The 24,756-nt window shown below is 69.0% G+C and carries 20 protein-coding genes; 7 read left to right on the top strand and 13 right to left on the bottom strand.

The genetic code is table 11. The features are described from left to right. Positions 1-79: 79 nt before the first annotated feature. Together ACJ8AT_RS05080 and ACJ8AT_RS05075 are read left to right on the top strand one after the other, a co-directional pair. Positions 80-3,733 (top strand): tetratricopeptide repeat protein, encoded by a 3,654-nt coding sequence (locus ACJ8AT_RS05080; protein ID WP_407736424.1) that lies wholly within the window; start codon positions 80-82, stop codon positions 3,731-3,733. 1 nt (position 3,734) lies between these two features. Further along, on the top strand, positions 3,735-4,139 hold the full coding sequence (locus ACJ8AT_RS05075; protein ID WP_407736423.1) for a hypothetical protein: 405 nt from the start codon (positions 3,735-3,737) through the stop codon (positions 4,137-4,139). A gap of 10 nt (positions 4,140-4,149) precedes the next feature. On the opposite strand, the gene ACJ8AT_RS05070 is transcribed toward ACJ8AT_RS05075, so the two are convergent. The 8 genes from ACJ8AT_RS05070 to ACJ8AT_RS05035 all read right to left on the bottom strand — a co-directional run bounded on the left by ACJ8AT_RS05070 (position 4,150) and on the right by ACJ8AT_RS05035 (position 12,598). Then, positions 4,150-6,186, bottom strand: coding sequence for a RecQ family ATP-dependent DNA helicase (locus ACJ8AT_RS05070; RefSeq protein ID WP_407736422.1), 2,037 nt, complete (start codon positions 6,184-6,186; stop codon positions 4,150-4,152). A 2-nt stretch (positions 6,187-6,188) separates the two neighbouring features. After that, positions 6,189-6,503 (bottom strand): DUF3006 domain-containing protein, encoded by a 315-nt coding sequence (locus ACJ8AT_RS05065; RefSeq protein ID WP_407736421.1) that lies wholly within the window; start codon positions 6,501-6,503, stop codon positions 6,189-6,191. Next, positions 6,503-7,318, bottom strand: coding sequence for a DNA repair protein RadC (gene radC, locus ACJ8AT_RS05060; protein ID WP_407736420.1), 816 nt, complete (start codon positions 7,316-7,318; stop codon positions 6,503-6,505). The genes ACJ8AT_RS05065 and radC overlap by 1 nt, the downstream gene beginning before the upstream one ends. A 135-nt stretch (positions 7,319-7,453) precedes the next feature. Further along, positions 7,454-8,293 carry a nucleotidyltransferase family protein gene (locus tag ACJ8AT_RS05055; RefSeq protein ID WP_407736419.1) on the bottom strand — a complete coding sequence of 280 codons (840 nt, stop codon included), beginning with the start codon at positions 8,291-8,293 and terminating at the stop codon, positions 7,454-7,456. Positions 8,294-8,389: 96 nt separating this feature from the next. Continuing rightward, positions 8,390-9,265, bottom strand: a complete 876-nt coding sequence (locus tag ACJ8AT_RS05050) for an NAD-dependent protein deacetylase (protein ID WP_407736418.1) — start codon at positions 9,263-9,265, stop codon at positions 8,390-8,392. An 85-nt stretch (positions 9,266-9,350) separates the two neighbouring features. Next, positions 9,351-9,914, bottom strand: a complete 564-nt coding sequence (locus tag ACJ8AT_RS05045; RefSeq protein ID WP_407736416.1) for an imm11 family protein — start codon at positions 9,912-9,914, stop codon at positions 9,351-9,353. An 18-nt stretch (positions 9,915-9,932) separates the two neighbouring features. Further along, positions 9,933-11,201 (bottom strand): AHH domain-containing protein, encoded by a 1,269-nt coding sequence (locus ACJ8AT_RS05040; protein ID WP_407736415.1) that lies wholly within the window; start codon positions 11,199-11,201, stop codon positions 9,933-9,935. A 374-nt stretch (positions 11,202-11,575) separates the two neighbouring features. After that, positions 11,576-12,598, bottom strand: a complete 1,023-nt coding sequence (locus ACJ8AT_RS05035; protein WP_407736414.1) for a ChaN family lipoprotein — start codon at positions 12,596-12,598, stop codon at positions 11,576-11,578. A 96-nt stretch (positions 12,599-12,694) separates the two neighbouring features. Here ACJ8AT_RS05035 and ACJ8AT_RS05030 point away from each other — a divergent pair, with 96 nt between their 5' ends. Then, on the top strand, positions 12,695-13,204 hold the full coding sequence (locus ACJ8AT_RS05030) for a hypothetical protein (protein ID WP_407736413.1): 510 nt from the start codon (positions 12,695-12,697) through the stop codon (positions 13,202-13,204). A 45-nt stretch (positions 13,205-13,249) separates the two neighbouring features. On the opposite strand, the gene ACJ8AT_RS05025 is transcribed toward ACJ8AT_RS05030, so the two are convergent. Together ACJ8AT_RS05025 and ACJ8AT_RS05020 are read right to left on the bottom strand one after the other, a co-directional pair. After that, positions 13,250-15,019 (bottom strand): hypothetical protein, encoded by a 1,770-nt coding sequence (locus ACJ8AT_RS05025; protein ID WP_407736412.1) that lies wholly within the window; start codon positions 15,017-15,019, stop codon positions 13,250-13,252. Positions 15,020-15,156: 137 nt separating this feature from the next. Further along, a complete protein-coding gene (locus ACJ8AT_RS05020; RefSeq protein WP_407736411.1) occupies positions 15,157-17,328 on the bottom strand; it encodes a S9 family peptidase in 2,172 nt (723 codons plus the stop codon). Positions 17,329-17,611: 283 nt separating this feature from the next. Between ACJ8AT_RS05020 and ACJ8AT_RS05015 the strand changes: the two genes are divergently transcribed. Further along, positions 17,612-19,873, top strand: coding sequence for a M28 family peptidase (locus ACJ8AT_RS05015; protein ID WP_407736410.1), 2,262 nt, complete (start codon positions 17,612-17,614; stop codon positions 19,871-19,873). Between the two features lie 51 nt (positions 19,874-19,924). After that, positions 19,925-20,440, top strand: coding sequence for a GreA/GreB family elongation factor (locus ACJ8AT_RS05010; protein WP_407736409.1), 516 nt, complete (start codon positions 19,925-19,927; stop codon positions 20,438-20,440). A 103-nt stretch (positions 20,441-20,543) separates the two neighbouring features. Here the strand turns inward: ACJ8AT_RS05010 and ACJ8AT_RS05005 are convergent, their stop codons facing one another. The 3 genes from ACJ8AT_RS05005 to ACJ8AT_RS04995 form a co-directional block, all read right to left on the bottom strand. Beyond that, on the bottom strand, positions 20,544-21,122 hold the full coding sequence (locus ACJ8AT_RS05005; RefSeq protein ID WP_407736408.1) for a hypothetical protein: 579 nt from the start codon (positions 21,120-21,122) through the stop codon (positions 20,544-20,546). Next, entirely contained in the window at positions 21,119-21,730 is a 612-nt protein-coding gene (locus tag ACJ8AT_RS05000; RefSeq protein ID WP_407736407.1) for a hypothetical protein, read from the bottom strand. The genes ACJ8AT_RS05005 and ACJ8AT_RS05000 overlap by 4 nt, the downstream gene beginning before the upstream one ends. 198 nt (positions 21,731-21,928) lie before the next feature. Continuing rightward, positions 21,929-22,714 carry a 2-keto-4-pentenoate hydratase gene (locus ACJ8AT_RS04995; protein WP_407736406.1) on the bottom strand — a complete coding sequence of 262 codons (786 nt, stop codon included), beginning with the start codon at positions 22,712-22,714 and terminating at the stop codon, positions 21,929-21,931. A 176-nt stretch (positions 22,715-22,890) separates the two neighbouring features. Between ACJ8AT_RS04995 and ACJ8AT_RS04990 the strand changes: the two genes are divergently transcribed. Both ACJ8AT_RS04990 and ACJ8AT_RS04985 read left to right on the top strand, forming a co-directional pair. Beyond that, positions 22,891-24,333, top strand: coding sequence for an aldehyde dehydrogenase (locus ACJ8AT_RS04990; RefSeq protein ID WP_407736405.1), 1,443 nt, complete (start codon positions 22,891-22,893; stop codon positions 24,331-24,333). Then, a complete protein-coding gene (locus tag ACJ8AT_RS04985; RefSeq protein WP_407736404.1) occupies positions 24,330-24,755 on the top strand; it encodes a RidA family protein in 426 nt (141 codons plus the stop codon). The genes ACJ8AT_RS04990 and ACJ8AT_RS04985 overlap by 4 nt, the downstream gene beginning before the upstream one ends. Position 24,756 lies beyond the last annotated feature (1 nt).

The following is a 24,756-nucleotide window of genomic DNA, read 5'->3' as shown; positions in this document are numbered from 1 at the left end:
TAGCACCCAGAGGTGCACCACAAGGAATTTCCGGTGCTATCGTCCGGTCCCCGCCTGCGCACCGGAGTTCCGAAAGTCCATGGCTAAGTCGATGGTGGAGCGGTACGAGCAGCTTCTGCTGCAAGACCCCCAATCCGCGGTGTTTGTCGAGCTGGCCAAAGTGCTTCTCGAGAAGGGCGAGCACACCCGTGCCATGGAGGTGTGCCAGCAGGGGCTGGGCCACCACCCGCAGTCGGTGATTGGCCGGGTGCTGTGGGGCAAGGCGCTGCTGCACCTGGGCAAGCCCGCGCAGGCGATGGAGCAGTTTGATCAGGCGATCGCCGTGGATAAGGAGAACGCCCACGCCTACAACCTGATCGGCGAGGTGCTGGTGCAGCGCGGGTTGTTCCGCTCGGCGCTGCCCATCCTTCGCAAGGCCGCGGCGCTGCAGCCCAATGATGGGCGGGTGAAGCTGTGGCTGGATCAGACCCAGCAGGCGCTCTCGGGAGGCCCCGCGCCCGTGCTGGCGGATCTGCCGGCGATCACCTCCAACGAGCTCGCGCCGAAGCCCTTGGAGGAGGTGCAGCCCGCTCCCAAGGCGGAGCCGCCCGCGCCTGAAGCGCTCCAGGCTCAGCAGCCGGATGCATCGACTCCGCCGCCCCCACCCGCCGAGGCCCAGGGGCTGCCTGCCGAGGCGGATGAGATGGGGGGGGATGACATCACCCGGTCCATCAACCTCTCCCAGCTGAAGCTGGACACGGATCAGGCGCCTGCCCCGAGCCAGCCCCAGGGCTCGGCGCTGACCGTCATCTCCCAGCCGGGCAAGGTGAAGGTCTACATGTTCCCGCCGCGCCCGCGCGCGGCGCCTCCGCCTCCGCCTCCCGAGGAGGATGATCTCGCGGACACTCCGCCTCCCTTCGGAGGCCGGCACGAGGCCGACGAGCACACGCCCATCACCGCCGCGGCCTCCGAGCCGCCGCCTCCGCCTCCCCAGGAGGGCTCGGGAGGGCTGCTGCCCGATGTGGACGCGGCCGGCGCTGGCTCGGGGGAGGACGACGCTGAAGAGCAGACGCCGCCGCCCGAGCCGGACACCCAGCCCGCGGCCGCCGCGGCCGGACGCAGCGCCTCTTCGGGAGGAGGGCTCCTGGGCGACCTGCCTCTTCCGGACGAAGAGGATCTGCCCGCCGTGCCCGCGGCGGCTCGCGTGTCCGACTCCGCGAAGGGCTCCTCCGCGGCTCGCTCGCGCGGCGCGAAGGCGGGCTCCAAGCGCTCGCTGCTGGGCGACATCCCCGAGGCCGCTGAGCGTCAGGCCGCCGCTCCGCGCGCCGCCACCTCCCAGGTGGACGCCGCCGCCGCCGCCGCCGCCTACGAGAAGGAGCTGCGCGAGAAGCTCGCCAAGAAGACGGAGAACCCCTCGTTCCTCGCGCGCTACGGGGTGAAGCTCGCCGTGGGCGCGGTGGTGCTCCTGGTGCTGGGCGTGGGCCTGGGCGTGTACCGCTTCCGGCGCGCGCAGCAGGGGGGCCAGACGCTCATCGAGGTGCTGGAGCGCACCGAGCGCGCCATCTCCCTGGACACCCGCGCCTCCTTGAAGGATGCGCTCGCGCTGCTCGATCGCGCCCTGGAGATGGATGACGGCAACAGCCGGGCCTGGGCGCTCTCAGCGTACACGCACGCGCTGCTCTACGCCGACCATGGCGGCCTCGCCGAGGAGCGGCAGCAGGCGCTCATGGCGCTGGATCAGTCCGGCGTGCGAGCCACGTACCCGGGGCTGAGCCTCGCCACGGACGTGCTGGTGGCCGATGACAAGTCGCGGCCCGCCGCCCGCAAAGCGCTGCTGGAGTCCAAGATCGACGACTCCTCCGAGCTGCACACGCTCACGGGCGCGCTGCTGCTGGAGGAGCGGAAGCCGGAGAAGGCGCTGGAGCACTTCAAGCGCGCCCTGGAGCTCTCCGCGCGCAACGTGCGCGCGCTGGTGGCGATTGGCCAGTACTACCAGGACTTCGAGGACTACCCGAACGCGCTCAAGGTCTACACCACCGCGCGGGAGATCTCCCCCGAGCACCCGCTGGCGCGCATTGGCCTGGCCGAGAGCCGGCTCGCGCTGGGGCAGGAGCTGGACATGGGGCTGGCGGATGTGCAGGCCGTGGGCGGGGACACGACGCTGGCGGACTCGCTGCGCCCGCGCCAGCAGCTCGCCCAGGGGCGGCTGCTCGCGGAGCTGGGCCGGTACAACGAGGCGCTGCCCATGCTCGAGAGCGGGACGAAGGGGCCGCTCGCCTTTGACTTCCAGCTCGCGCTGGGCGAGGCGAGCCGCGATGCCGGAGATCTGCCCAAGGCTCAGCAGGCCTACGAGGCCGCGCTCGCGCTGCAGCCCAAGAGCGAGGTGGCTCGCGAGGGCCTGGGGCGGACGCTGCTGGATCGCGACCGCGTGAAGGAGGCGCTCGAGAAGCTGGCCGGGAGCGAGGGGCGCCGGGTGTCGCTGGTGCGCGCGGCGGCCTACGCTCGGCAGTCCGAGTGGAAGCGCGTCCGGCAGGAGCTGGAGAAGACCAAGGTCAACAACCGCTACGTGCCCGAGGCCGTCGCCTACCTGGCCATGGCGGACACGCTGGACGGCAACGGCGGCGATCAGGCGCGCGAGGTGCTGGAGAAGGCGGTGGCCGCGGCGAAGCAGCCTCGGCCCGAGCTGCGGCTGGCGCTGGGCCGGGTGTACTGGCAGCAGGCCACGATGGACAAGGCGCAGAGCCAGTTCGAGGAGGCCATGAAGGACGCTCGGGACTATGAGGCCCCGTGCTCGCTCGGGCGGTTGATGCTCGCGCGCGGCCTGCCGGACCTGGCCCTCAAGCCGCTCACCCAGGCGGTGGAGCGCAACGGCTTCCACGGTGAGGCCCGGGACGCGCTGGGCCGGGCGCTGCTGGCGCTGGGGCGCACCGACGAGGGTTTCAAGCAGTTCGAGCAGTGGAAGAAGGAGAGCCCGGAGAACCCCGAGGCCCAGCGGGGCTATGCCCTGGCGCTCTTCCGCACGGGCCAGCGCCAGCAGGCCGCGGAGGCGATCCGCCCGGTGAAGCTCGGCTCGAACGACGCCGCCGGGTACCGCCTGAAGGCGGAGATCCTCTTCGCCAACGGAGACGTGAAGGGAGGCGTCGCCGCCCTGCAGTCCTCCGCGAAGATCGCCTCGAATCCGGAGACGTTCTGCGAGATGGCCCAGGTCTACCTGCGTCAGGACAAGAAGGAGGACGCGGCCGGCGCCTACGAGAAGGCCCGGACGGATGGGCCGGACGCACCGTGTGGCGCGGTGGGCGTGCACTACGTCAACCCGGAGGAAGGTGGGAAGGCGGCGGCCGACGCGCTGAAGGCCATCGCGGCCAAGGCGCCCACGGTCTGGGACAAGGCCTTCGCGCAGGCGGCCATCGCCCGGGTGCTGCTGAGCGCCAACAGCGTGAAGGCCGCCCGCACGGCGGCGGAGGAGGCGGTGAAGCTGGATCCCTTCGACGCGCGGGCGCAGCTGGCGCTGGGGCTGGTCTCCGTCAAGGAGCGGCAGATGGACACGGCGATCGCGGCCCTCACCAAGGCGGCGGAGTACGATCCGGCCAACGGGATGGCGCACCTGGCCTTGGCGGATGTGCTCGTGCGCAAGCAGGACGAGCTTCCCCACGCCATTCAGGAGTATGAGTCCTTCCTCAAGCTCGCAGGCTCTTCGAACGAGGCGAAGCGGGTGAAGAAGGCTCTGCCCCTCCTCAAAAAACGGGTGAAGTAGCGTGGAGACAGCTCCGCAACCGCAGCCACCCTATCCAGCGCAGCACTATCCGCTGCTGCGCATCATGGGGAGCAACGCCTTCCTGCTCTCCATCGTCTACCTGCTGGTGGGCATCGTGGTGGAGGCCGCGCGGCGGCTCTACCCCACGCGGCTCGTCCAGCGGCTCTCGCTGTCCCTGGACTCGCTGCCAGCCCGGGCGCTGGATCTCCTCGGAGCGCTGGAGCCCCTGCGCGCGGACTACCTCAACGGGAAGATCCCCGACTACCAGGTGCGCCTCATCTTCGCGGGCACCACCATCGTCATCATCTTCGTGCTGGCGTTCGTGGTGGGCATGCTCGTGGGCAGCCTGCGCGGCTATATGGAGCGCCGGGCCTTGAGGAAACCCAGCCCGCGCCGGCCGGGGTAGGGCGGGCGGCTCAGGCCTTGCGGTTCTTGCGCGCCCGGGGTGCTTCCGTGACGGCCACGGGCTCGTGGCCGGCGGCGCGCGCCATCAGGCAGATCTCCACCACCTTGGGGCCGAAGCGCTCCCAGCGGCTCTCGCCCGTGCCCTTCACCGCGAGGAACGAGTCCCGATCCGTGGGCAGCGCCGCCGCCAGCCCCAGCAGCGTGGCGTCGTTGAAGATGATGAAGGGCGGGATCTCCAGATCCTTGGCCAGCGCCTTGCGCCAGCGCCGCAGCTCCGTGGCGGCCAGCTCGCTGTAGTGCTCGGGCTTGCCCGGCACGGACGCGGGGCGGGCCACCGGCGCCAGGCGCGGCATCCGGCTGCCCGCGCACACATCACAGTGGCCGCAGTTGGCCTCGAGATCCGTCTGGCCGAAGTAGCCCAGGATGAACGCCCGGCGGCACCGCCGCGTGTACGCGTAGTCCGTCATCAGCTTGAGCTGCAGCAGGGCGCGGCGCTCCTGCTCGCGCACCCGGTTCAGGTCCACGCCCAGCTCCCGGAAGGGTACATGCTCCAGCGCGCGGATGGTGCGCCCGGAGAAGGGCTTGCGCACCTTCACCGCTCCCGTCTTCTCCAGCAGCCCGAGCGCGTGCCGCACCTCCTCCTCTCCCAGCCCCGTGCGCCGGGCCAGGACGGGCAGCTCCGTGGTGTTCGAGCGGCCCACGGGGAAGGTCTCCATCAGCGACTGGAGCAGGCGCCGCGCGTCCGCCGCATGCGGGTGGGTGTCCGAGGCCTTCTCCGTGAGGGTGATGCCGTACTCGCCCTCGCCCCGGCCGCCGCGCTCAATCTTCCCCTCGCGCTCGAAGATGCGCAGCGCCGCGGACACCTCGAACTCGCTGGCGCCCACCATGCCCGCCAGCACCCCGACGCCCCTGTTGAACTCGGCCCCCGTGCGCAGGACGTTCCAGAGGTCCCCGAGCACCACCTCCGAGGGGTGGTTGCCCTCGATGAGCCGCTCCTGGGTGTAGACGTCCGCGTGGTTGAAGAGCAGCACCGCGGTGGCCGGCTGCCCGTCTCGCCCCGCGCGGCCTATCTCCTGGTAGTACGCCTCCACCGCCTTGGGGATGTTGGCGTGGGCCACGAAGCGGATGTCCGGCTTGTCGATGCCCATGCCGAAGGCGTTGGTGGCCACCACCACCGCCTCCTTGGCCGCCATGAACTCCTCCTGCGCGAGGCGCCGGGCCTCGTCCTCCATGCCCGCGTGGTACAGCACGGCGTTCACTCCGCGCTCCAGCAGCGCCGAGTGCATCCCCTCCGCGGCCTTGCGCGTGGCGCAGTAGATGATGCCGCTGCCTCCCTGCGCCGCGAGCTGTGCGCACGCCTGCCGCTTCTCCTCGTCCCCGCTGACGCTCATCACCTCCAAAAAGAGGTTGGGCCGGTCGAAGCCCTGGGCGAACACCCGCGGCTCCTTCATCAAGAGCACGCGGACGATGTCCTCGCGCACCTCGGGCGTGGCCGTGGCCGTGAGCGCCACCGTGCGCGGCGGGCGCAGGCGCTTGCGCACCTGTCCGAGCTGCGCGTAGTCCGGCCGGAAGTCGTGGCCCCACTGGGAGATGCAGTGCGCCTCGTCCACCGCCAGCAGATCCACGCCCACCTCGTTCAGCGCCTCCAGGAAGGTGAAGCTCCGGAAGCGCTCGGGCGCCACGTAGACGAGCTTGTACTCGCGGGCCCGCAGCCGCTTCATCCGCTCGGCCCGCTCCAGCTCCGTGAGCGAGGAGTTGATGAAGGTGGCGGGGATGCCTCGCGCGGAGAGCTGCTCCACCTGGTCCTTCATCAGGGCAATGAGCGGGGAGACCACCAGCGTCACCCCCGGCAGCAGCATGGCCGGCAGCTGGTAGCAGAGGCTCTTCCCCGCGCCCGTGGGCATCACCACCACGGTGTTCCGCCCGCTCAGCACGGAGTCGATGACTTCGGCCTGCCCGGGCCGGAACCCCGCCAGGCCGAAGTGGCGGACAAGGCCTTCCTGGGCTTCTGTGAAGTGAGGAAGGTCCTCTGTCTGCATCCTCCGCATATTCACTTTTCCCGTCGGATCGTCAACGGGGGATCCTCACTACCCCCCAGGTCCAATCCCGGGGGAACGGGGACCGCCAGCCGCTTTCGGGCCTCCGCAACCTCCCGGGTCAGCTGGGCCCTCAGCTCGGGATCCAAGCGGCCGTCCACCACCACGTCTCCCTCCCGAGCCCCCGCGGGCAGGCTGCTCCGCTCCACCGTCCGGGCCTTTCCCGTGCCCAGCTCCACCACGCGCGCCCGCCCGTCCTCCAGCACGTCCACCTGCACCCCCTGGCCGGAGCCCTGCCCCGCGCCGCCACACCCCATCACCGCCGTCATCACCAGTCCCCTCCAGCCGCGGTCCATCGGCTCTTGCCCTCGTTATTCGCGAGGAATCCTCGCTCCATCAGCGACACGTACGTCCCATCTCCCACCACCAGGTGGTCCAACACCTTGATGCCCAGCAGGCGGCCAGCCTCGACGAGCTGTAGCGTGAGCTGCAGGTCCTGCGCCGAGGGCTCGGGGTCCCCCGAAGGGTGGTTGTGCGCGAGCGCGATGGCCGAGGCGCGCGTGGTCAGCGCCGCGGCGTACACCTCTCGCGGATCCACCGGGCACGTGTTCATCGTCCCCTCGGCCACCCGCACATCCGCCAGCAGCACGTTGCGCGGGTTGAAGCAGAGGACGTGGAAGACTTCGCGGCGCAGCGCGCTCAGGGTGGGGAACAGGTAGGCGTAGAGCTCCTTGGGGTGGCGCAGCCGGGGACGGCGCTCGGTGGCGCGCTGGGCCCGGCGCCCCAGCTCCAGCGCCGCGAGCAGCTGCCCCGCACGCACGGCTCCCAGCCCCGGCTGCGCGCTCAGCTCCAGCGGATCCTTCAGCAGCAGCGCCTTGAGGCCCCCACTGCGCGAGAGCAGCTCCTCGGCCAGCCCCGGCGAGCGGACCCCCAACCCCAGCAGCACCGACAAGAGCTCCGGCTCGGTGAGGGCCGAGGCCCCCAGCTTGAAGAGGCGCCCCCGCACCTCCTCCACGCCGTGGGGCTGTACCCTCACCGAACCGTCACCCGCAGAGTCCTCCTCCCGCCCCCTCCCCAGCTCCGCCGCCCGCCCCAGCCCGCCCTTCGCCCCCCGCTCCATCCCGTCCTCCACCGCCCGCTCCATCCCGCCCTCCGTCTGCGTCCGGAAGGCTTAGCAATGGGCGTGCCGTGGCACGTCCCCTCGGAGGAACCCTCCCTCTCCGGTCCGGTTCCCCGGGGATCCGTCCAGCTTTCGAGACAAAGCGTGCCCGCCGTGGACTCAGTGCTCGCCCAGAGGCCGCTTGGGAGCACTGGTGGCCCGGGCCCGTTCCTGCTCGTCCCAGGTGAGCCCGTCCTCGTAGCCGCACTCCTCGACATCCACCCGGTAGCCGGGCTGGGACAGGAGCCGGCCTCGGCAGAGCTTGCCGCTCCAGTTGCCGCCTCGCACGCTGTCGAAGCCTCGGCCCAGCAGATCCCACATGACCCAGGCGGGCACGTGCTCGCGCTCGGAGGGGTAGGCGAAGCGGAAGAACATCAGGTGCCCCAGCAGCACCTCCCAGTAGCGCTCGAAGCGCTGGAGGATCCGCTCCCAGTCCATTCGAGGTCCCGCCGCGCGGATGAGGTGGTTCAGCTCCGTGCCGTCGAAGCGCTCGCGCTCGAGGACGAACGCCTTGCTCCAGAGGATCTCCTCCGCCGGCGAGATGAGGCAGCGCTGCCCCAGCACCTCGCCCTCCACCCCGTGCCCCACCCACGCGTCGTCCACCTGGGCGATGCTGTTGCCCGCGCTGAAGATGAGATCCACCAGGCACTCGCCCCAGAAGGCCTTGTGCAGCCAGCCATGGGTGTTGCGCTCGGTGCGCCAGCCGTTCGCCTCGAACAGCGCGATGGCCCGGTCCGCGTCGGCCTTGCGCAGGAAGAGGTCCAAGTCCTTCGTGTCACGATGGATGCCGGTGTGGTGGGCGTAGGCGTAGGCGCCACCCACGACGAAGGGAACGCCCACGTCGAGCAGAAGCCGGAGGGCTCGGGCTCTGGCGTTGAGCTCCGCGGGCTCCCGCTTCACCTCGGCGAGAGTGGGGTCCGTTCCAGCCTTGTTGGCGGCACTGCTCTCGTGTCCGTGCATTGCCGAAAGGTAGGAACGGCCGCCTGGAGTGCGTTGGGCCTGCCGAGGAGCAGGCAGACAGAGGAGCGCCGGAGTGCTCCCAAGGGAGCGGTGCTCTCAGGCTCCCACGCGAGGCGGGGCCAGGCTCGAGGCGAGGCGCGGGAGCACCTCGCCCACCCGTGCCTCCACGCGGACATCCGCCAGATCGTCTCCGCGGCTCTCGCCGAGGTTGATCAGGGCGATGGGCATGTGGCGCTCGGAGGCGCGCAGGACGAAGCGGTAGCCGGAGAAGACCGCCAGCGAGGAGCCCGCCACCAGCAGCGCGTCCCCCTCCTCGAGCATCTCGAACGCGGCGTCCACGGTGGGGCGGGGCACGTTGTCGCCGAAGAACACCACGTCCGGCTTCATCGCCCCTCCGCAGCGCAGGCAGTCGGCGACGCGGAACGAGCGCACGGCCTCCACGGGGAGCTCGGCGTCACCGTCCGGCCTCAGCTCCACCTGATGCTCCACGAAGCCGGGGTTGAGCTCGAGCAGCCGTTGCTGCACGGCCTCGCGGGCCTCGCGCTCGCCGCAGGACAAGCAGCGCACGTCCGCCAGCGCTCCGTGCAGCTCGATGATGCGCGTGCTGCCCGCCGCGTGGTGCAGCCGGTCCACGTTCTGGGTGATGAGGCCCACCACGTGCCTATCCCGCTCCAGGGCCGCGAGCGCATGATGCGCCGCGTTGGGCCGGGCCGAGGAGAACCGCGGCCAGCCGATCAGGCTCCGGGCCCAGTAGCGCGCACGCACCTCGGGGTGGTTGAGGAACTCCATGTGCTGGATGGGGTTGCGAGCGCGAGCGCGGGTGCCCGGGCCTCGGTAGTCCGGGATGCCGGACTCGGTGCTGCATCCGGCGCCGGTGAGCACCACGATGCGGCGGCCTCGCAGCAAGTTGACGAGGGGGCCCAGCTCGGGGGGCTCGGCAGAAGCAGGCTCTGGGGCCAGGGGAGCACGCATGCCCGCCATGTATAGCGCCGCGCCCCCGGCGTTTGCATGACCCAGCGGGGTCATGCCTGCCTGCCCCTCGTCCGGGGCGGGGCCTTTAGACCTCCTCAAACCTCGTGCCCGTGGCGCGCATGCCATCCAAGGCGGCCTTGATCTCCCCTGAGACGATCAGTGGGCCCGTCCACCCCTCGCACCGGAACACCTTGGCGCTTCCCACCTTGGCCTTGTCGATACGCATGTCACGCACGGAGAAGTATTTCCCAACCATGTCCGGAATTCCGTTTTCGTGGGTCCAGAGCTGGATCCGAGACGCCTGCTCGTCGATACAGCGGATAAGGCGCGTGGCTACGAGGACAAGGTACTGATCCGGGTGGCCCTCCACGTCGACGGGTATGAGTTGCACGTCGTCCGGCGCCAGCTCCGCGAACATGGATGCGACCCGGACATGAACCACCGGGATCATGATGCCCGCCTCTGTGAAGTCCAGCGGCTTCCCCGCGATCTCGACAGGAATTCTCAAACGGTCCGTGACGTGGACCGGCGTTCCAAGCCTGAACTGCCCGTCATCCACCTGTCGGCCCTGACTGTCCGTCGGCGTGTCCAGGTCCCAGCGGTTCGGAACTTTCACATCGTCGGAGAGTCTGAAGAAACGCTGGGGCATGGGCTCCAGATAGCGCGATTACGGCCGGGTGACGAGTTGGTCCAGCTCAGTTCCTGGGGTGGCGATTTGCTTCGCTAGTTCCTTGAGGGCCGCTTTCAGCTTCGCCTGACACTCCACGACGCTGCGACAGGTCGCCGTTGCATCGGCAAGTTCGTCCAAGATGATCTGGTGATACCGCTCGGGGTGCGGTCCGTAGTGCCCCGGAAGAGGCATCTTGTTCGCCGGGTCCTCCATCGACATGCCCGCCTTGGCAAAGATGCGGCGGAATCGCGGAGTCCACGGACCACCGCGCGCGGTGGACTTGTCGTTGCAGATGGTGGCGATGTGGTGCGTCTCGATGCAGGGGCCCGTGCCGCGACTGGGCCGCGCCGCCATGGCTACCGCGTTTGCGGGAAGGGTGATGCTGACGCCCTCGGCAGTGACCGCGATCTCCTCCACCGCCCCCAGCGCGGGCAGAGAGATTCCAGCTTGCTCCTCGGCCTGCATGGCCACCTGGGCCGAGCCGGGCAGCGTCGGCACCTTCGCCGCGAACAGTTGCGCCGTCGAGCCAATGGCCGCCACCAGCAGCATGGCGAACGCGCGCGCTGCCTCTCGCCCGATGATCTTCCCGAAGCGCTCGCCTGCCTCGCGGAGCTCCTCGAAGGTGGTGGCGGCCTTCGCCGCCTCCGTCAATTCTCCCCAGCCCGTCACGAGGTTGCGGAGCGTGTCATAGCCCACATACAGGAGCATCCCGACGCCCAGCGCCGCCACCAGCGCCGGAGCCACGGGATTGAGGAGCAGGATCAGCAGCATGGAACCCAACGTCCACAGGGCCGCACTGATGAGCGCGCGGAATTCCACCATCTCTCCCAGCGCCTTCTTCATCTCGTCCAGGACGGGGCTCTTGCTCATGGCCAGCGCCCAGACGTAACGGCCTTGCATGTCCAGGTAGCGCCCTGCCACCAGCGCGCCCCCGAGACAGTCGCCGTAGAAGTTGTAAGCGCTCTGGCACCAGAGCCGATAGCGTTCCGCCAGCTCCTTGTCTTCTTTCGTCAACGTGCCACCCCAGGGCTCGCCGGGCCCTGCTGGCACCAGCTTCTTATCCCGCTCCAGGTAAAGGTAATTGCCGCTCTGCGGGTCCATCTGAAACGCCTGCTCCGCCGTCTGGCGCGGCGTGCCTGTCAGCCGTACCTCGCGCGCAAGGCGCCTGACGGCCTGCTGGAACTCCTCCTCCTCCAGTTCCACCGTTTGCAGGTCCGCCGAGCGGGGAACGTGAACGATGGCCTTGCCCTGGCCGATGCTCTCCACGAGGGCGACCCGAGGGATGCTGGCGCACCCCACGAGCAGCGCAAGGAACAGCGCTTCGGCCTTCCAGAGCATTCGCCATAGCAGCATGTGTCACCCCTTCGTGCGAGGAGGTGATCAGGGTAGAGGGCTGCAACGGCGAAGAGGAGGAGCCGCCGGGTGGCGCCTGTGCCTCACCTCCGGACGCCCTGCGGGGGCAGCCTCCGCGCGAGCTGACGCCTGGACGCTCGCCACGTCCCTGCTCCTCACCACGTAGCGCTGCTCTGCTGCGGCGGTCCTGCCTGCTTGGTCGCTCGCGCGCCCGCATCTGCACGCACCTGTCCGCCGCTAGCCACCGGGCCGAACTGGTGCCATCCGCCGCGAGCCACCGGGCCGAGCTAAGTCTTGGGCGGGGGCGGGCTGCCGTGCTGCATCCGCTCCTTCAGCTTGGCGCAGAGATCCTCCCGCTCGGCGACCGGGGTGAACCAGACGTAGTCGTACGGCAATCGCCCGGAGCTGGAGGCTTCCGCGTAGTCCTGGGGCTGGCGCTTGTCGGCCGAGACCTCCAGGAAGGCCACGCTGCGCACCGGGGCTCCAGGGGCCTTGCGGGCGAGGTGCGCCGGGACTCCGCGATCCGTGCGCGCGTGCCCGGCCCCGGTGATGAGGAGGGCGCCATCTCCCTTGTCGGAGGCGATCAGGCGCTCCGCCATCTGCGCATCTCTCGCGCGCTGGACCTGCACCATGGGATCCATCTGCTCCTCGGGCATGTAGCCGCAGTGGGCCTGGAACAGCTCCGCGCGCATGGCGTGGGAGACGTCCTCGGGCAACGGAGTGTCGAGCCCGAGCCGGGTGACGAGCTCGGCGGGCAGGGCGGACGTGCCCTTGAATGCGAGCGCCTTGCCCTGAGCCTTGGGCAGGTTGGCGGCGATGATGGGCAGCCCGCGCTCGAGCCCCGCGGCGAAGATGGGCCGGTAGAGCGCCCAGTCCGGCCAGCCGCTGTGGGCCCAGTCCACGGCCTGGGCGATGGCGTCGGGGTTGCCGGGCTCGCGGGAGAGCGCCGCGTCGACCGGGGCCTGCTGATCCACGTCGAGCATCTCGAAGGCGAGCGCGGGATGGCGCCCGGTCCCGGCGAGGGCTCGCACCAGCGAGGCCTGGAGGCGGTGGTGATCAGGGTTGTCATGCTGCTCGCCGAGCAGGACGAAGCGCGCCTTCGCGAGCTCCTCTCGCAGCGCGGGCTCCTCCACCCAGCGGCCCTGTGACACGTCCCAGATGTGACCGGCGAGGGGATGGTCTCGAAGCAGCGGGCTCTGCCACGTGGCGGCCGAGGGCGCTCCCTGGGCAGGAGCCTCCCGGGAGCTGGACGCGGCGCAACCGGTGAGGAGCAGGAGGGGGACGAGCCGGAAGAGGGGAGAGGTGCGCATCACCGCCGCATCTGACACTCCGGGCACCAGGGAAGAAACCCGCTTCAACGCGCGGGCCCGTTCCGAGATAACCTGAGGACACATGAAGGGGGCCTCATGCGTATTCGTGCATCGTTGGCACTGCTGCTCACGGCGACGGGCTGCAGCACCACGTACAACCTGCCGAAGACGGAGATCTCCCGGCTCAATGGCTGGTTCGTTCCGGATCTGGTCGCGAAGCACCCGAGCGACGGGCACCTCGCGGCTCCGGACAGCGTGAAGCTGCACGACACCGAAGGCCAAGAGCACCCGTTCACCGAGGACACACCGTTGGTGCTCGTCCGGCGCGACGGCTCGGTCATCGCCGAGAAGTTCCTCGACGTGAGCGTGGACACGGAGCGCTTCCGCGGGGTTCCCCAGGATGCGTTCCGCAGGACCATCGAGGTCCCCTTGAGCGAGGTCCAGTCCGCGAGCATCCGTGAGCTCGACTACGGCCGGACGCTGCTGCTCTGCGGCGGCATCGCGGCCGGGGTGGTGGGCGCGCTGGTGGGCATGAGGCTGGCCATCGGCAATCCGCCCAAACCGCCGCCAGTGGACCCCTGCGAGGGGGGAGGCTGCCCGCTCTGAGAACCAGAGCTGGGCTCGCAGGGGCCCGTGGGCCGTGAGCGTGGGCTACCAGCTCACGGAGTCGACGTAGAACGTGCCATTCCAGGCGGCGTCCGTGCGGAACTCCATTCCGAGCTCATGGAATGGAGACACCGCGTTCGCGGGGATCTGGACGGTGATGGTGTTCCAGGCGCCCGCCTGCAGGGACGTGGTCGAATACCAGGCGCCGGTCCACTGCCATGCGCCCGCATCGGCCTGCTGCACGAAGGGCTGGAACCCGGTGATGCGGCTGCCGGAGGGGACCCAGACGTGCAAGGAGACCGCCTTGCCCGCGGGCACCGAGGGGCCGGGGATCATGATCTTGGCCAGCGAATTGGGAGCGCCCGCCACCGTCACCGCGAGGGACTGCTTGCCGCCCCAAGCCCGAGCGGTGGAGACGGAGACGCGTTGGACGATTGAACCCCAGCTCGTCCACCCCTGGAGGCCGCTCTCGAAGTTGAACGGAGTCGGATCCGAGGACGGCGTCGGCGTCGGAGTGGGCGTCGGCGTCGGAGTCGGCGTCGGAGTGCTCCCCGTCGCGGGGATGGCCAGACCGCCCGCCTTCAGGAAGGCGCCCGCGCGGCTCTTCATGAAGAGCTGGCCGTCCGTGTAGTAGTCATTCGTGTACGAGCTCTGCCGGCCCTCGCCCTTCCCGAAGAGCAGGGCAATCACACCGGCGCTGGCGAACTTCTCCCGGTGCGCGGCGCCGTTGGGTCCGAAGAAGTACTCGGTGCGGTTGTCCCGGTAGCCGGCGCGCGGAGCATTGGCCGTGTTGTCCACGTCCAGGTGGTTCGAGTTCCCCAGCGGGATCTGCCACAGCACCCACCGCTTGCCGGACATCACGTTCCACAGGCGCAGCCACTCCGCATACCGATTGAAGCTCTTGGAGCCGATCGAAGCCGAGTCGCTCGCGTCCCACCACCGGTCCTGTCCCATGGCGCGCTTGTAGAACTCCGCGTCGCGGTCGAGCGGATCTCCCACCAGCACATCCCACGTGGCGCCGGTGGCGTTGGAGGCCAGACCGAGCGGCTTGAGGAAGGTGTAGACCTTCGTCACATCGCTCTGCAGCGGAGCCGTCACGGAGAAGTAGGCGAGATCCCCATCGCCAGCCCACGCGGAGATGTGGAGGCCGAGGATGACGTTGCTGGCGCCCACCGCCTTGCGCAGCTGGAGGAAGGCGAGCCCCCAACCAGCCACGGTGTTGGGCAGGCCGCTCAGCTCGGGCAGCCCCGTGGCCGCCACCGCCGCGTACGCGTTGGGGTTGCTCTGGCTCTCCTTCTGCAACAGCGCGAAGCCGTCCGCCTCCACGAGCACCATGACCGGCTTGCCGAACTCGCGCGCCCGCTGCATGAGCACCTTGAAGTCGGAGAAGTAGCTCTTCATGGTGGCGGTGTTCTGCGCCTTGGCGAGGAACTGATCCTCGCCGCCGCCCGCCTCGCCGTTCATCTGGTAGTACTGGATGGCCGGCAGGAAGCCCTGGGCGTCACACTCCTTCATGTACTGCAGGCCCCACGTGCCGTCGGCCGGGCTCCAGCCCCAGTTGTTGAGCCAGCCCTTGACGAAGTAGCGGTAGCGCACGTTCCACGGCACGGCGCTGTCCTTCATCCACGTCTGTCCGGTGTCCTCGAACAACCCCACCAGCAGGCGCGCGGGCATGCCCTTGGGGATGGAGCCCGAGACGGAGCCCACCAGGGCGGACTCGCCCGTGGAGAGAGAGTCCGCGCCAGAGGCGTCAGCGAGCTCGGGCCCACAGGCCCCGAGCACCAGGAGAGCAAGGAATAGGAAGGTGCGTTTCATGGCCCCCCGCAACCGAGAGGGGCTCCAAGGATTTCCCCGCGCTCCCAGGCCCGCCTGTTCCGCATGCGGAGGGGCGGGCGGACGCGAGTGCCCACATGCTCGCCCTTCCGCGTGGGCAGGCGAGCTTCCGCGGCGCGCTACTTCTCCACGCCGAGCCGCGTGAGGAGGAAGGCGTAGTCGAACGCGTGCTCCTTGAGCGCGTCGTAGCGCCCGGACGAGCCACCGTGGCCGGCGTTCATGTTGATCTGCAGGAGCAGCGGGTTCTTGTCCGTCTTGAGCGAGCGCAGCTTCGCCACCCACTTGGCCGGCTCCCAGTAGCCCACCTGGCTGTCGTTGAGGCTCGTCTTCACCAGCATCGTCGGGTAGGCCTTGGCGGCGATGTTGTCGTAGGGGCTGTACTGGCGGATGTACTCGTACTCGGCCTTCACCTGCGGGTTGCCCCACTCCTCGAACTCGCCCACGGTGAGCGGCAGGCTGGCGTCGCTCATGGTGTTGAGCACGTCCACGAAGGGCACGTGCGCCACCACCACCTTGAAGAGCTCCGGGCGCAGGTTGGTCACCGCGCCCATCAGCAGGCCGCCCGCGCTGCCGCCGGTGATGGCCAGGCGCTCCTTCGAGGTGTAGCCCTGGGCGATGAGCGCCTCGGCCACCGCGATGAAGTCGGTGAAGGTGTTCATCTTGTGGAGCATCCGGCCGTCGTCGTGCCAGGGCTTGCCCAGGTCTCCGCCGCCGCGCACGTGAGCAATCGCCACCGTCACGCCGCGCTCCAGCAGGGACAGCTGCGCCGAGTCGAAGTACACCTCGTTGGGGATGCCATAGGCCCCGTAGCCCTGGAGCAGCAGCGGCGCGCTCCCGTCCTTCTTCAGCCCCTTGAGGTGCACCAGGCTCACGGGCACCTGCGCGCCGTCCTTGGCGGGCACCAGCAGCCGCTCGGTCTCGTAGCGGGAGGCGTCATAGCCGCCCAGCACCGGCTGCTGCTTGAGCAGCTTCCGCTCGCGGCTGGCCATGTCGTAGTCGAAGACGGACCAGGGCGTGACGAGCGAGGTGTACCGGAAGCGCAGCACCGGCGTGTCGAACTCCACGTTCGAGGAGGGGAGCACGGTGTAGCTCTGCTCGGGGAAGGTGACGCGGTGGCTCTGGTGCGTCCGCAGATCCGTGATGAGGAGCTGCTGCTGCCCGGTGTCGCGCTCGAAGACGACGAGGTGGTTCTTGAAGAGCAGCGTGTCCTCGAGCTTCACCTGCGGGCGGTGGGCGATGAGCTCCTTCCAGTTCTTTCGGCCCGGCGCCTTCACCGGCGCGGTGACGAGCCGGAAGTTGCGGCCCCCCGAGTTGGTGAGGATGTAGAAGAGGTCGCCGTGGTGATCCACGCTGTACTCGTGGTCCTGCTGCCGGGGCTCCACCACCTGGAGCGCCGCCGTGGGCTGGCTGGCGGGCAGCACTCGAACCTCGCTCGTGGTGGAGCTGTTGGAGCTGATGACGAGGTACGCCTTGGAGAGCGTGCGCGCGACGTTCACGATGAAGCGCTCGTCCTTCTCCTCGTAGACGAGCGTGTCGTTCTTCCCGTCGGTGCCGACGGTGTGGCGCCACAGCCGGTAGGGCCGCTTGGCGGAGTCCTCGGTGACGTAGAAGAAGGTCCGGTTGTCGGCGGCCCAGGCCGCGTCGTAGCCCTCCGTCTTCTCGATCTGCTCCGGGCCGAGCTGGCCGGTGCGCAGATCCTTCACGTGCAGGGTGTACTGGCGATAGCCCGTGGTGTCGACGGCGTACGCGAGCAGGTTGCCGTCATCGCTCACCGCGTAGGTGGCGACCTGGAAGAAGGGCAGGCCCTGCGCGAGCGCATTGGCGTCGAGCAACACCTCCTCCGCCGCGTCCAGGCTGCCCTTCTTGCGGCAGTAGATGGGGTACTGCTTCCCCTCCTCGGTGCGGGAGTAATAGAAGTAGTCGCCCTTGCGGTAGGGCACCTGCAGGTCCGTCTGCTGGATGCGCCCGAGCATCTCCTCGTAGAGCTTCTTCTGCAGGGCCTCGGTGGGCTTCATCACCTGAGCGGTGTACGCGTCCTCGGCCTCCAGGTAGGTGCGGACCTCGGAGCTCTCCTTCTCGCGGAGCCAGAAGTAGTCATCCTGCCGGGTGTCTCCGTGGAGCGTGACGGGGTGCGGCACGCGCCTGGCCACGGGCGGTGCGAGCTGCGCGGGAGCGGGCGCGGGAGCAGGCGCCGCCGCGACGGGAGCGGGCGCCGCGGGCGCGGGAGGGGGAGGAGGCGGCGTGGCGCAGGCCGCCAGGAGCGCGACCAGGATGAGTCGAGAGGAGCGCATGGGGATCAGGGGTGAGGAGAAGGGCTCGGGAGTCCGGAGCCGGGCAAGAGTTAGCCCAGGCCCGGAGCTTTGAGAAGAGCCCCCGGAGGAGCAGCTCGAAGGGGCCGGTGCGGCGCGTGGATAACGTGCTGGCTCCGCGCCGCTACTTCTTCTACGACGCGGCGGGAGCAATTCACGGGGCGAAGGGGGACTTCAGCTCATGACGCCACAGGCAGAGGAGAAGGTGCGACCCGTTGCCTCATTGCAGTTGGGATGGGCCAGGGGAGTGGTCGGAGGCGGGCTGGTGCTCGCCTTGTGGCTCTCCCTGGCCCTGACACGGCCCCCCGAGCCCTTGCCGGCGACCGCGCCCGCGGAGTCCTTCTCGGCCGAACGCGCGAAGAAGCACCTGGAGGTGGTGGCCTCCGAGCCTCGGTTCGTGGGCTCCGCTCACCATGCGCGGGTGCGCGACTACCTGCTGACGCAGCTCCGGGAACTGGGCTTCGAGGCGGAGCTCCAGGTCCGTCCCATCTTCGCCCCGGAGCGCGCTTTTCCCTTTCCCGCCGTGACGGCCGAGAACGTCGTGGGCCGGCTGCGGGGGGCGCACTCGTCGGGCGCGGTGCTGTTGGTCGCGCACTACGACTCTGTGCCCACGGGCCCGGGCGCGAGCGACGACGGAGCCGCGGTGGCCTCGCTGCTGGAGGTGTCGCGAGCCCTGCGAGCCTCGCCCCCTCTGGGCAATGACGTGATGGTGCTCTTCTCGGACGCGGAGGAGCTGTCGCTGTTGGGAGCGCAGGCGTTCGAGGACACGCACGCGTGGGCGAGGGATGCGGTGGTGGTGCTCAACGTGGATGCGCGAGGCAACACGGGCCCCGTGTTGATGTTCGAGACGGGCGATCAGAGCGGCGGCCTGGTGCGCCAGCTCACCGCCGTCCCGAGGGCACAGGGCAGCTCGGCCGCCGTCGAGGTGTACCGGCGAATGCCCAACGACACGGACTTCACCGTGTTCCGCAAGGCGGGACGGCCGGGGCTCAACTTCGCCAACATCGAGGGCCTCGTGCGCTACCACAGCCGGCTGGAGACGGTGGAGGCCGTGGATCCGCGCACGCTCCAGCAGCAGGGAGAGGTGCTGCTGGGGCTGGTGCGCCGCCTGAGCGAGGCCGACCTGAGCCACCCGCGCGAGTCGGATCGCGTCTTCTTCAACCTGGGTCCCTTTTTTGTCGACTACCCGGGCTCGTGGACGTTGCCGCTGCTGTTCGTGGCGATGGCCTTCTTGGGTGGGGTGCTGGTGTGGGGCTTCGTCACCCGGCGGCTGCGCGTCACCGGAGTGCTCCGAGAGCTGGCGGTGCTGGTGCTGGCGGTGCTGGCCGCGGGCGCCGCCGTCTGGCTGGGCTGGCACGCGGTGACCGGGCTGGAGAAGGACTACGCCTTCCTCCGGTATGAGACGTACGCGACGGCGGACTACATCGGGGCGTGCGGGCTGGTGGTGCTCGGGGCGGTGCTGGCGGTCCTCTCGTCGCGGCGGGGGGCCAAGCTCGTCGAGGTGAGCGCCGCGGGCTGCATGTTGTGGGCCCTGCCCACGGTGGGGATCTCCTTGGCAGCTCCCGGGGCCGGGGCGCTGTTCGTCTGGCCGCTGCTCGCCGCCACGGGGGCGCTCGCCTTGTTGGTTCGCACGAGGCAGAGCCCCTCGCCCGGCCAGCTCGTGGCCTTGGGGGCCAGCGCGTTGCCCGCGGTGTTGCTCATGGTGCCCGTGCTCTTCACGGCCGTGGTAGCGCTGACCCTGGGTATGGCGTGGGTGCCGGCGCTGCTCGGAGGCTTGATGCTGACGCTGCTCGCGCCGTGCTTGCTGGCGCTGTTCGGCCGAGCACTGCCTGTCGGCGCCGCGGTGGCGGTCATGGCGGCGGTGGGGGTCGCGGGCTACGCCATGAGGGGGCAGCACTTCGATCCGCGGCATCCTCGGCCGTCCCACCTCGTGTACCTGCTGGATGCGGACACGCGGACCGCGCAGTGGGTCTCCAGTGATCCAGAGCCCAGCGCGTGGACGGCATCACGCCTCGGAGCCTCTCCTCGGTCCGAGCGCCTGCCGGAGTTCTTCCCGGAGCGGCGTACGCCCTTGCTCTTCGCCCCCGCGCCCGCCGTGGCGCTGCCGGAGCCCGAGCTCACCGTCCTCGCCGACCAGCGCACCGAGCCCCTCCGGAAGCTCCAGGTGAAGGTGGCCGCCGGGCGAGAGGGGGCGTCTTATGTGGATCTGCGGTTGGAGCCCGTCTCCGCCCTGCGGGCGGTGCAGCTCGCCGGTGAGCGTGTGGAAGGCACGAGGCTGGCCGAGCTGATCGCGCGACGGGGCAGCGCGGTCTTGCGCTATTGGGCGCCACCTCCCGAGGGCTTCGAGGTCACTCTCGAAGCCTCCACCGATGTGCCCTTGAAATGCGTGGTGAGCAGTCACACCGCAGGCTGGCCCGCGGAGGCCTCCACGGCGACCGAGCGCCCCGCGGACACGATGCCCGTGCCCTTCGGAGGTGGATGGATGGACGGCACGCGAGTGCACCGCACGTTCACACTCAACCCGTGACGGCGGTCTAGAAACTGGAGGCCCGCCGTACCACCGCTACAGTTCTGTGGCATGGGACTCGACAAGAGAGAGCTGATGACTCAGCTCGCCGAACGCCTTCAGCACAGCGACCGGATCGCCGTGCGCGCCCAGGCCGAGGCGCGCGAGGCCGCTCGCAGCCTGGCGACGGAATCGGAGAAGAAGGAGGACGGCCGGGCCGCCATTGAGTACGGCAGTCTGGCCACGGGGCAGGCCGCCCGGGCTCGCCGCGTCCAGGAGGAGCTGGGAGCGCTCACGGCCTTCCGAGAGGGGGAACTGCCGCGCTTCGGGCGCACCAGCCCGGTGTCACTGGGCGCCATCGTGGACGTGCGGACCGAGGACGACACGGGCTACGACGAGCGCACCTTCTTCCTGCTGCCGGTGGGCGCGGGGACGGAGCTGACGGGCCCCGGAGGCGATGGCTTCCTCTCCGTCATCACCCCCGCCTCGCCAGTGGGCAAGGCCCTCATGGGGCGGCGCGCCGGAGACTGCATCGAGGTGACCCTCGCGGGCGAAGTGCACGAGTGGACGGTGCTCGAGGTGGCGTGAGGCTTTGGCCTCTTGAGTGAAATCACCGCGAGAGTGACGTTTGTGGGCAAGCACACCAATCGCCCAGCTCCAGTCCTGAGGCATTCCCTCAGCATGCTGAGCGCTATTGCATGATCTCAGACGACGAACTCTCGTTATCGTGCTGCGGCGTCCCCCCGTCGGGCGGTGAAGTGCCTGCGTCGGCGGATGCTGGGAAACTGACCCGCGCATCCAAAGGGACAGTCACGTCGATTGCCGCGGCCCCTCCATCGAGGATGACTGGCTCGGCTCCGCCCTCTGCCGGTGCATTCAGATCCGGCTCTCCATCGAGCAGACGGCGGAGGATGCGGCCATCAACGCTGATTGCGTACCTGACTCCTGAGTCGAGCGAGGAGTACGCGCGACCGCAGTAGCCGGGATCCTGGAGGATCGCCACATAGATGATTTCACCGCGCCTGACGGCGTAATACCTGTGTGCCTCGGGCGTATCGATGCAGGCGCGTGGAAGGCTCCAAGAAGGGAAGAAATCGTCGGCAGCAACCTGGAGCGCCCGAAGCGTAGGGCCATCGATGAGTGCGCCCGCGGTAATGGAGTCATAGCTGAGCATCTGGATGCTCGAATCCTGACGCTGAAACCGATCGCGATGGCTAATACACCCCAGAGCTATGACGATGGGCAGCAGCAAAAGGATGTTTGCCTTCATGGCCGCTCCTCAATGAGCAGGATGCTCGGCTTTCCCTTGTCTGACCAAGCAACACGCGCTATGACTTTCTTCGTCAAGCGTCCATTGTCGACCGTGTATCTCATTATCTCATCACTGCGGGCCGGTACGTAATGGTAAAAGCCTGCACACTCCGGCTTCCCGTCTCGTTCTTGGCCAAAGTACGCAACAATACTGATCGAGATTTGTTGCCCTATAAACTGCGTCGTGGCTCCATGGATACTTGCCATCTCAGCAATGGCGTTGAGGTCAAGTGGCGAGAGAATCTCGCCGGAGGCGTGATTATGGAGCATCACGAGATAGGCAATGGTGCCATCCGGATGGCGACTGTCAGCAACTCGCGCCGGCAAGTCACACCGCCGCTTTGACGGGTCGTCTTGAACGGGGCTGGCTGCCATCAGGCTCATGTCTACGTGCTCACCATCTACGGAGTACAGCCACGCGCAGTATTCGCTCGCCGTTCTCCAGTAGACGCTGAAGTTCTGATCGGTCTTTGGGACAGGAATCAGCGCATGTGGCTGACGCATGAGAACCGGGCAAGCAGCGAGGATGGCATCCCCAACGCTCTCGAACGGCCCAAAGTTCGGCATGGGCCCCGGAACACTCGTCAGCGTTTCCCCGGGTTTGGGCTGTATGACATTCGGATTCGGGCTTGGCACCGCACAGGCGATGAGCAGAATGCTCAGGGTGATTGGGAGGCGCTCTCTCACAAGCCTCCACGTCACCACGGGAGTTTTGGCCCCGTCAAGCGAGTGCACGGTATGGTATGGCACGCTATGTTCGGAGGTTCAAGCTGCCACGGACACGGAGACGCTGCCCAGCCCCTCCACCGTGAGCCGGACCTGATCCCCCGGCTTCAACATGTGGGCCGCCGTGGCCGCGCCCGCGAGCACGATGCTCCCCGCCGGGAGTGACTCTCCACGTTGATCCAGCAGCTCGCACAGCTGCACCACCGAGATCAGCGGGTCTCCCGAGATGGCGCTGGAGAGCGCCGACTGCACTTGCACTCCGTTCACCTCCATCGACATCGGGAGCTGCTTGAGGTCCAGCTCGCGAGTCGGCCGCTCCGTGGGGCCCAGCACGAACATGGACGAGGACGAGTTGTCCGCCACCACGTCCGGCAACGAGAAGTATTTGAAGTCCACGTACCGTGAATCCAGGATCTCCATCGCCGCGAACGCCACCGGGCACGCCTCCAGCGCCTGCTCCCGCGTAATCCGCCCGCGCAGCTCGCGCGAGGTGCGGAAGGCGATCTCCGGCTCGATCTTCGGGTGGATGGAGCCCTGCAGCCGGAGCACTCCGCCCGCCGGCACCTGCATCCGGTCCGTGAGCACTCCGTACACCGGCGAGTCCAGGTTCATCTGCTTGCGCTTGGCCTCGGACGTCAGCCCCATCTTCAGGCCCACCACCCGCTCGCCTCGCGCCGTGCGCAGCCGGAGGCCCTCGGCCTGGATGGCGTACGCGTCTCTCAGCGGCAGGTCCGTGTGCGTCCGCGTCAGCGGCGGAACCTCCCGGGCCTCCAGCCGCGCCTGGTCCAGCAGCCGGGCCAGCTCCTGATGATTCCGTTCCGTCATGGACATGTGCTTACTCCCTACGAGCCAGGGCGGCCGAGCTTCGAGGCTGCTCGCCGCACAGCGCAAGCAGCTTCTGCCCTCTATGTGAAATCCAGTGCGGAGCAGGGCAGGGGAGCCGTGACCCGGCGAGTCCCCCGTGCTATCCGCCCGCTCGGCAGCCAGAGGAGGAGTCCGCCGTGCAAAAGGTCCTCAACTACATCGGTGGCGAGCTGGTAGCCCCCAGCGCGCACCAGTGGCTCGACAAGCCCGAGCCCGCCACCGCCGAGCTCTACGCCCACGTCCCCGACTCGGATGAGACCGATGTCGCTCGCGCCGTCGAGGCCGCCTCGCACGCCTCCCCCGCCTGGGCCGCTACGCCCGCCGTCGATCGCTCCCGCCTGCTGCGGCGCATCGCCGACACCGTCCGCACCCGCGCCGCCGAGTTCGCTCGCGCCGAGTCCATCGACACCGGCAAGCCGCTCTCGGTGGCCTCCTCCGTGGACATCCCGCGCAGCATCCTCAACTTCGAGTTCTTCGCGGACGCGGCCACCCAGTTCTCCAGCGAGGCCCACGCCACCGACTCCGTGGCGCTCAACTACACCCTGCGCACGCCGCTCGGAGTCGTCGGCTGCATCTCGCCGTGGAACCTGCCGCTCTACCTGTTCACCTGGAAGATCGCCCCCGCGCTCGCCATCGGCAACTGCGTGGTGGCCAAGCCCTCCGAGGTGACGCCCATGACGGCCTTCCTGCTCTCACAGGTGTGCCGCGACGTGGGGCTGCCGCCTGGGGTGCTCAACATCGTCCACGGCCTGGGCCACAAGGTCGGCGCCGCCCTGAGCCGCCACCCGGAGATCCGCGCCATCTCCTTCACGGGCAGCACCCGGGTGGGCGCCGAGATCGCCCGCACCGCCGCGCCCCTCTTCAAGAAGATCTCCCTGGAGATGGGCGGCAAGAACCCCAACGTCATCTTCGCCGACTGCGACTTCGACGAGGCGCTCGCCACCACCATGCGCTCGTCCTTCTCCAACCAGGGGCAGATCTGCCTCTGTGGTCCGCGCATCTTCGTCCAGGCCCCCATCTACGAGCGCTTCAAGGAGGCGCTCGTGGCTCGCACGCGGGCGCTCAAGGTGGGCGATCCGCTCGAGTCCGGCACCGATCAGGGCGCGCTCGTCTCCCAGCAGCACTTCGACAAGGTGATGAGCTACATCGAGCTGTCGCGCAAGGAGGGGGGCCGCATCCTCGCCGGCGGCGCTCGCGCGAAGCTGGAGGGCCGGTGCCGCAACGGCTGGTTCGTGGAGCCCACGCTCGTGGAGGGGCTCGGGCCCGAGTGCCGCACCAACCAGGAGGAGATCTTCGGCCCGGTGGCCACCCTCACTCCCTTCGAGAAGGAGGAGGAGGTGCTCGCCTGGGCCAACTCCACCAACTACGGGCTGGCCGCCAGCGTGTGGACGAAGGACTTGAGCCGGGCCCACCGCTTCGCCGCGAAGCTGCACAGCGGCATCGTCTGGATCAACTGCTGGATGCTGAGGGATCTGCGCACGCCGTTTGGTGGCGTGAAGGACTCGGGAGTGGGGCGCGAGGGCGGCCTCGAGGCGCTGCGCTTCTTCACCGAGCCCAAGAATGTGTGCGTGAAGCTATGAGCCAGGACGAGCGGATCGACTCGAAGCGGGCCCCCGAGCCGGTGGGCCTCTATCCCCATGCCCGGCGCGTGGGAAACCTCCTGTTCCTGTCGGGCGTGGGGCCTCGCGAGCGCGGCTCCAAGAAGATCCCCGGCGTGGAGCTGGATGCCCAGGGCCACATCGTCTCCTATGACATCGAGGCGCAGTGTCACTCGGTGTTCCGCAACGTGCGCTACATCCTCGAGGAGGCGGGCTCGTCGTGGGACAAGCTGGTGGATGTCACCGTCTACCTCACGAACATGAAGGCGGACTTCCCCATCTACAACCGGCTGTGGGCGCAGTACTTCAGCCAGAACCCGCCGTGCCGCACCACGCTGGAGATCAACGCCTTGCCCACGCCCATCGCCATCGAACTGAAGTGCATCGCCACCATCGGAGATTGAG

Source organism: Hyalangium sp., assembly GCF_045802625.1.
Lineage (GTDB): Bacteria > Myxococcota > Myxococcia > Myxococcales > Myxococcaceae > Hyalangium.
The sequence above is the reverse complement of the archived record's forward strand: the minus strand, read 5'-3'. Positions and strand labels throughout refer to the sequence as shown.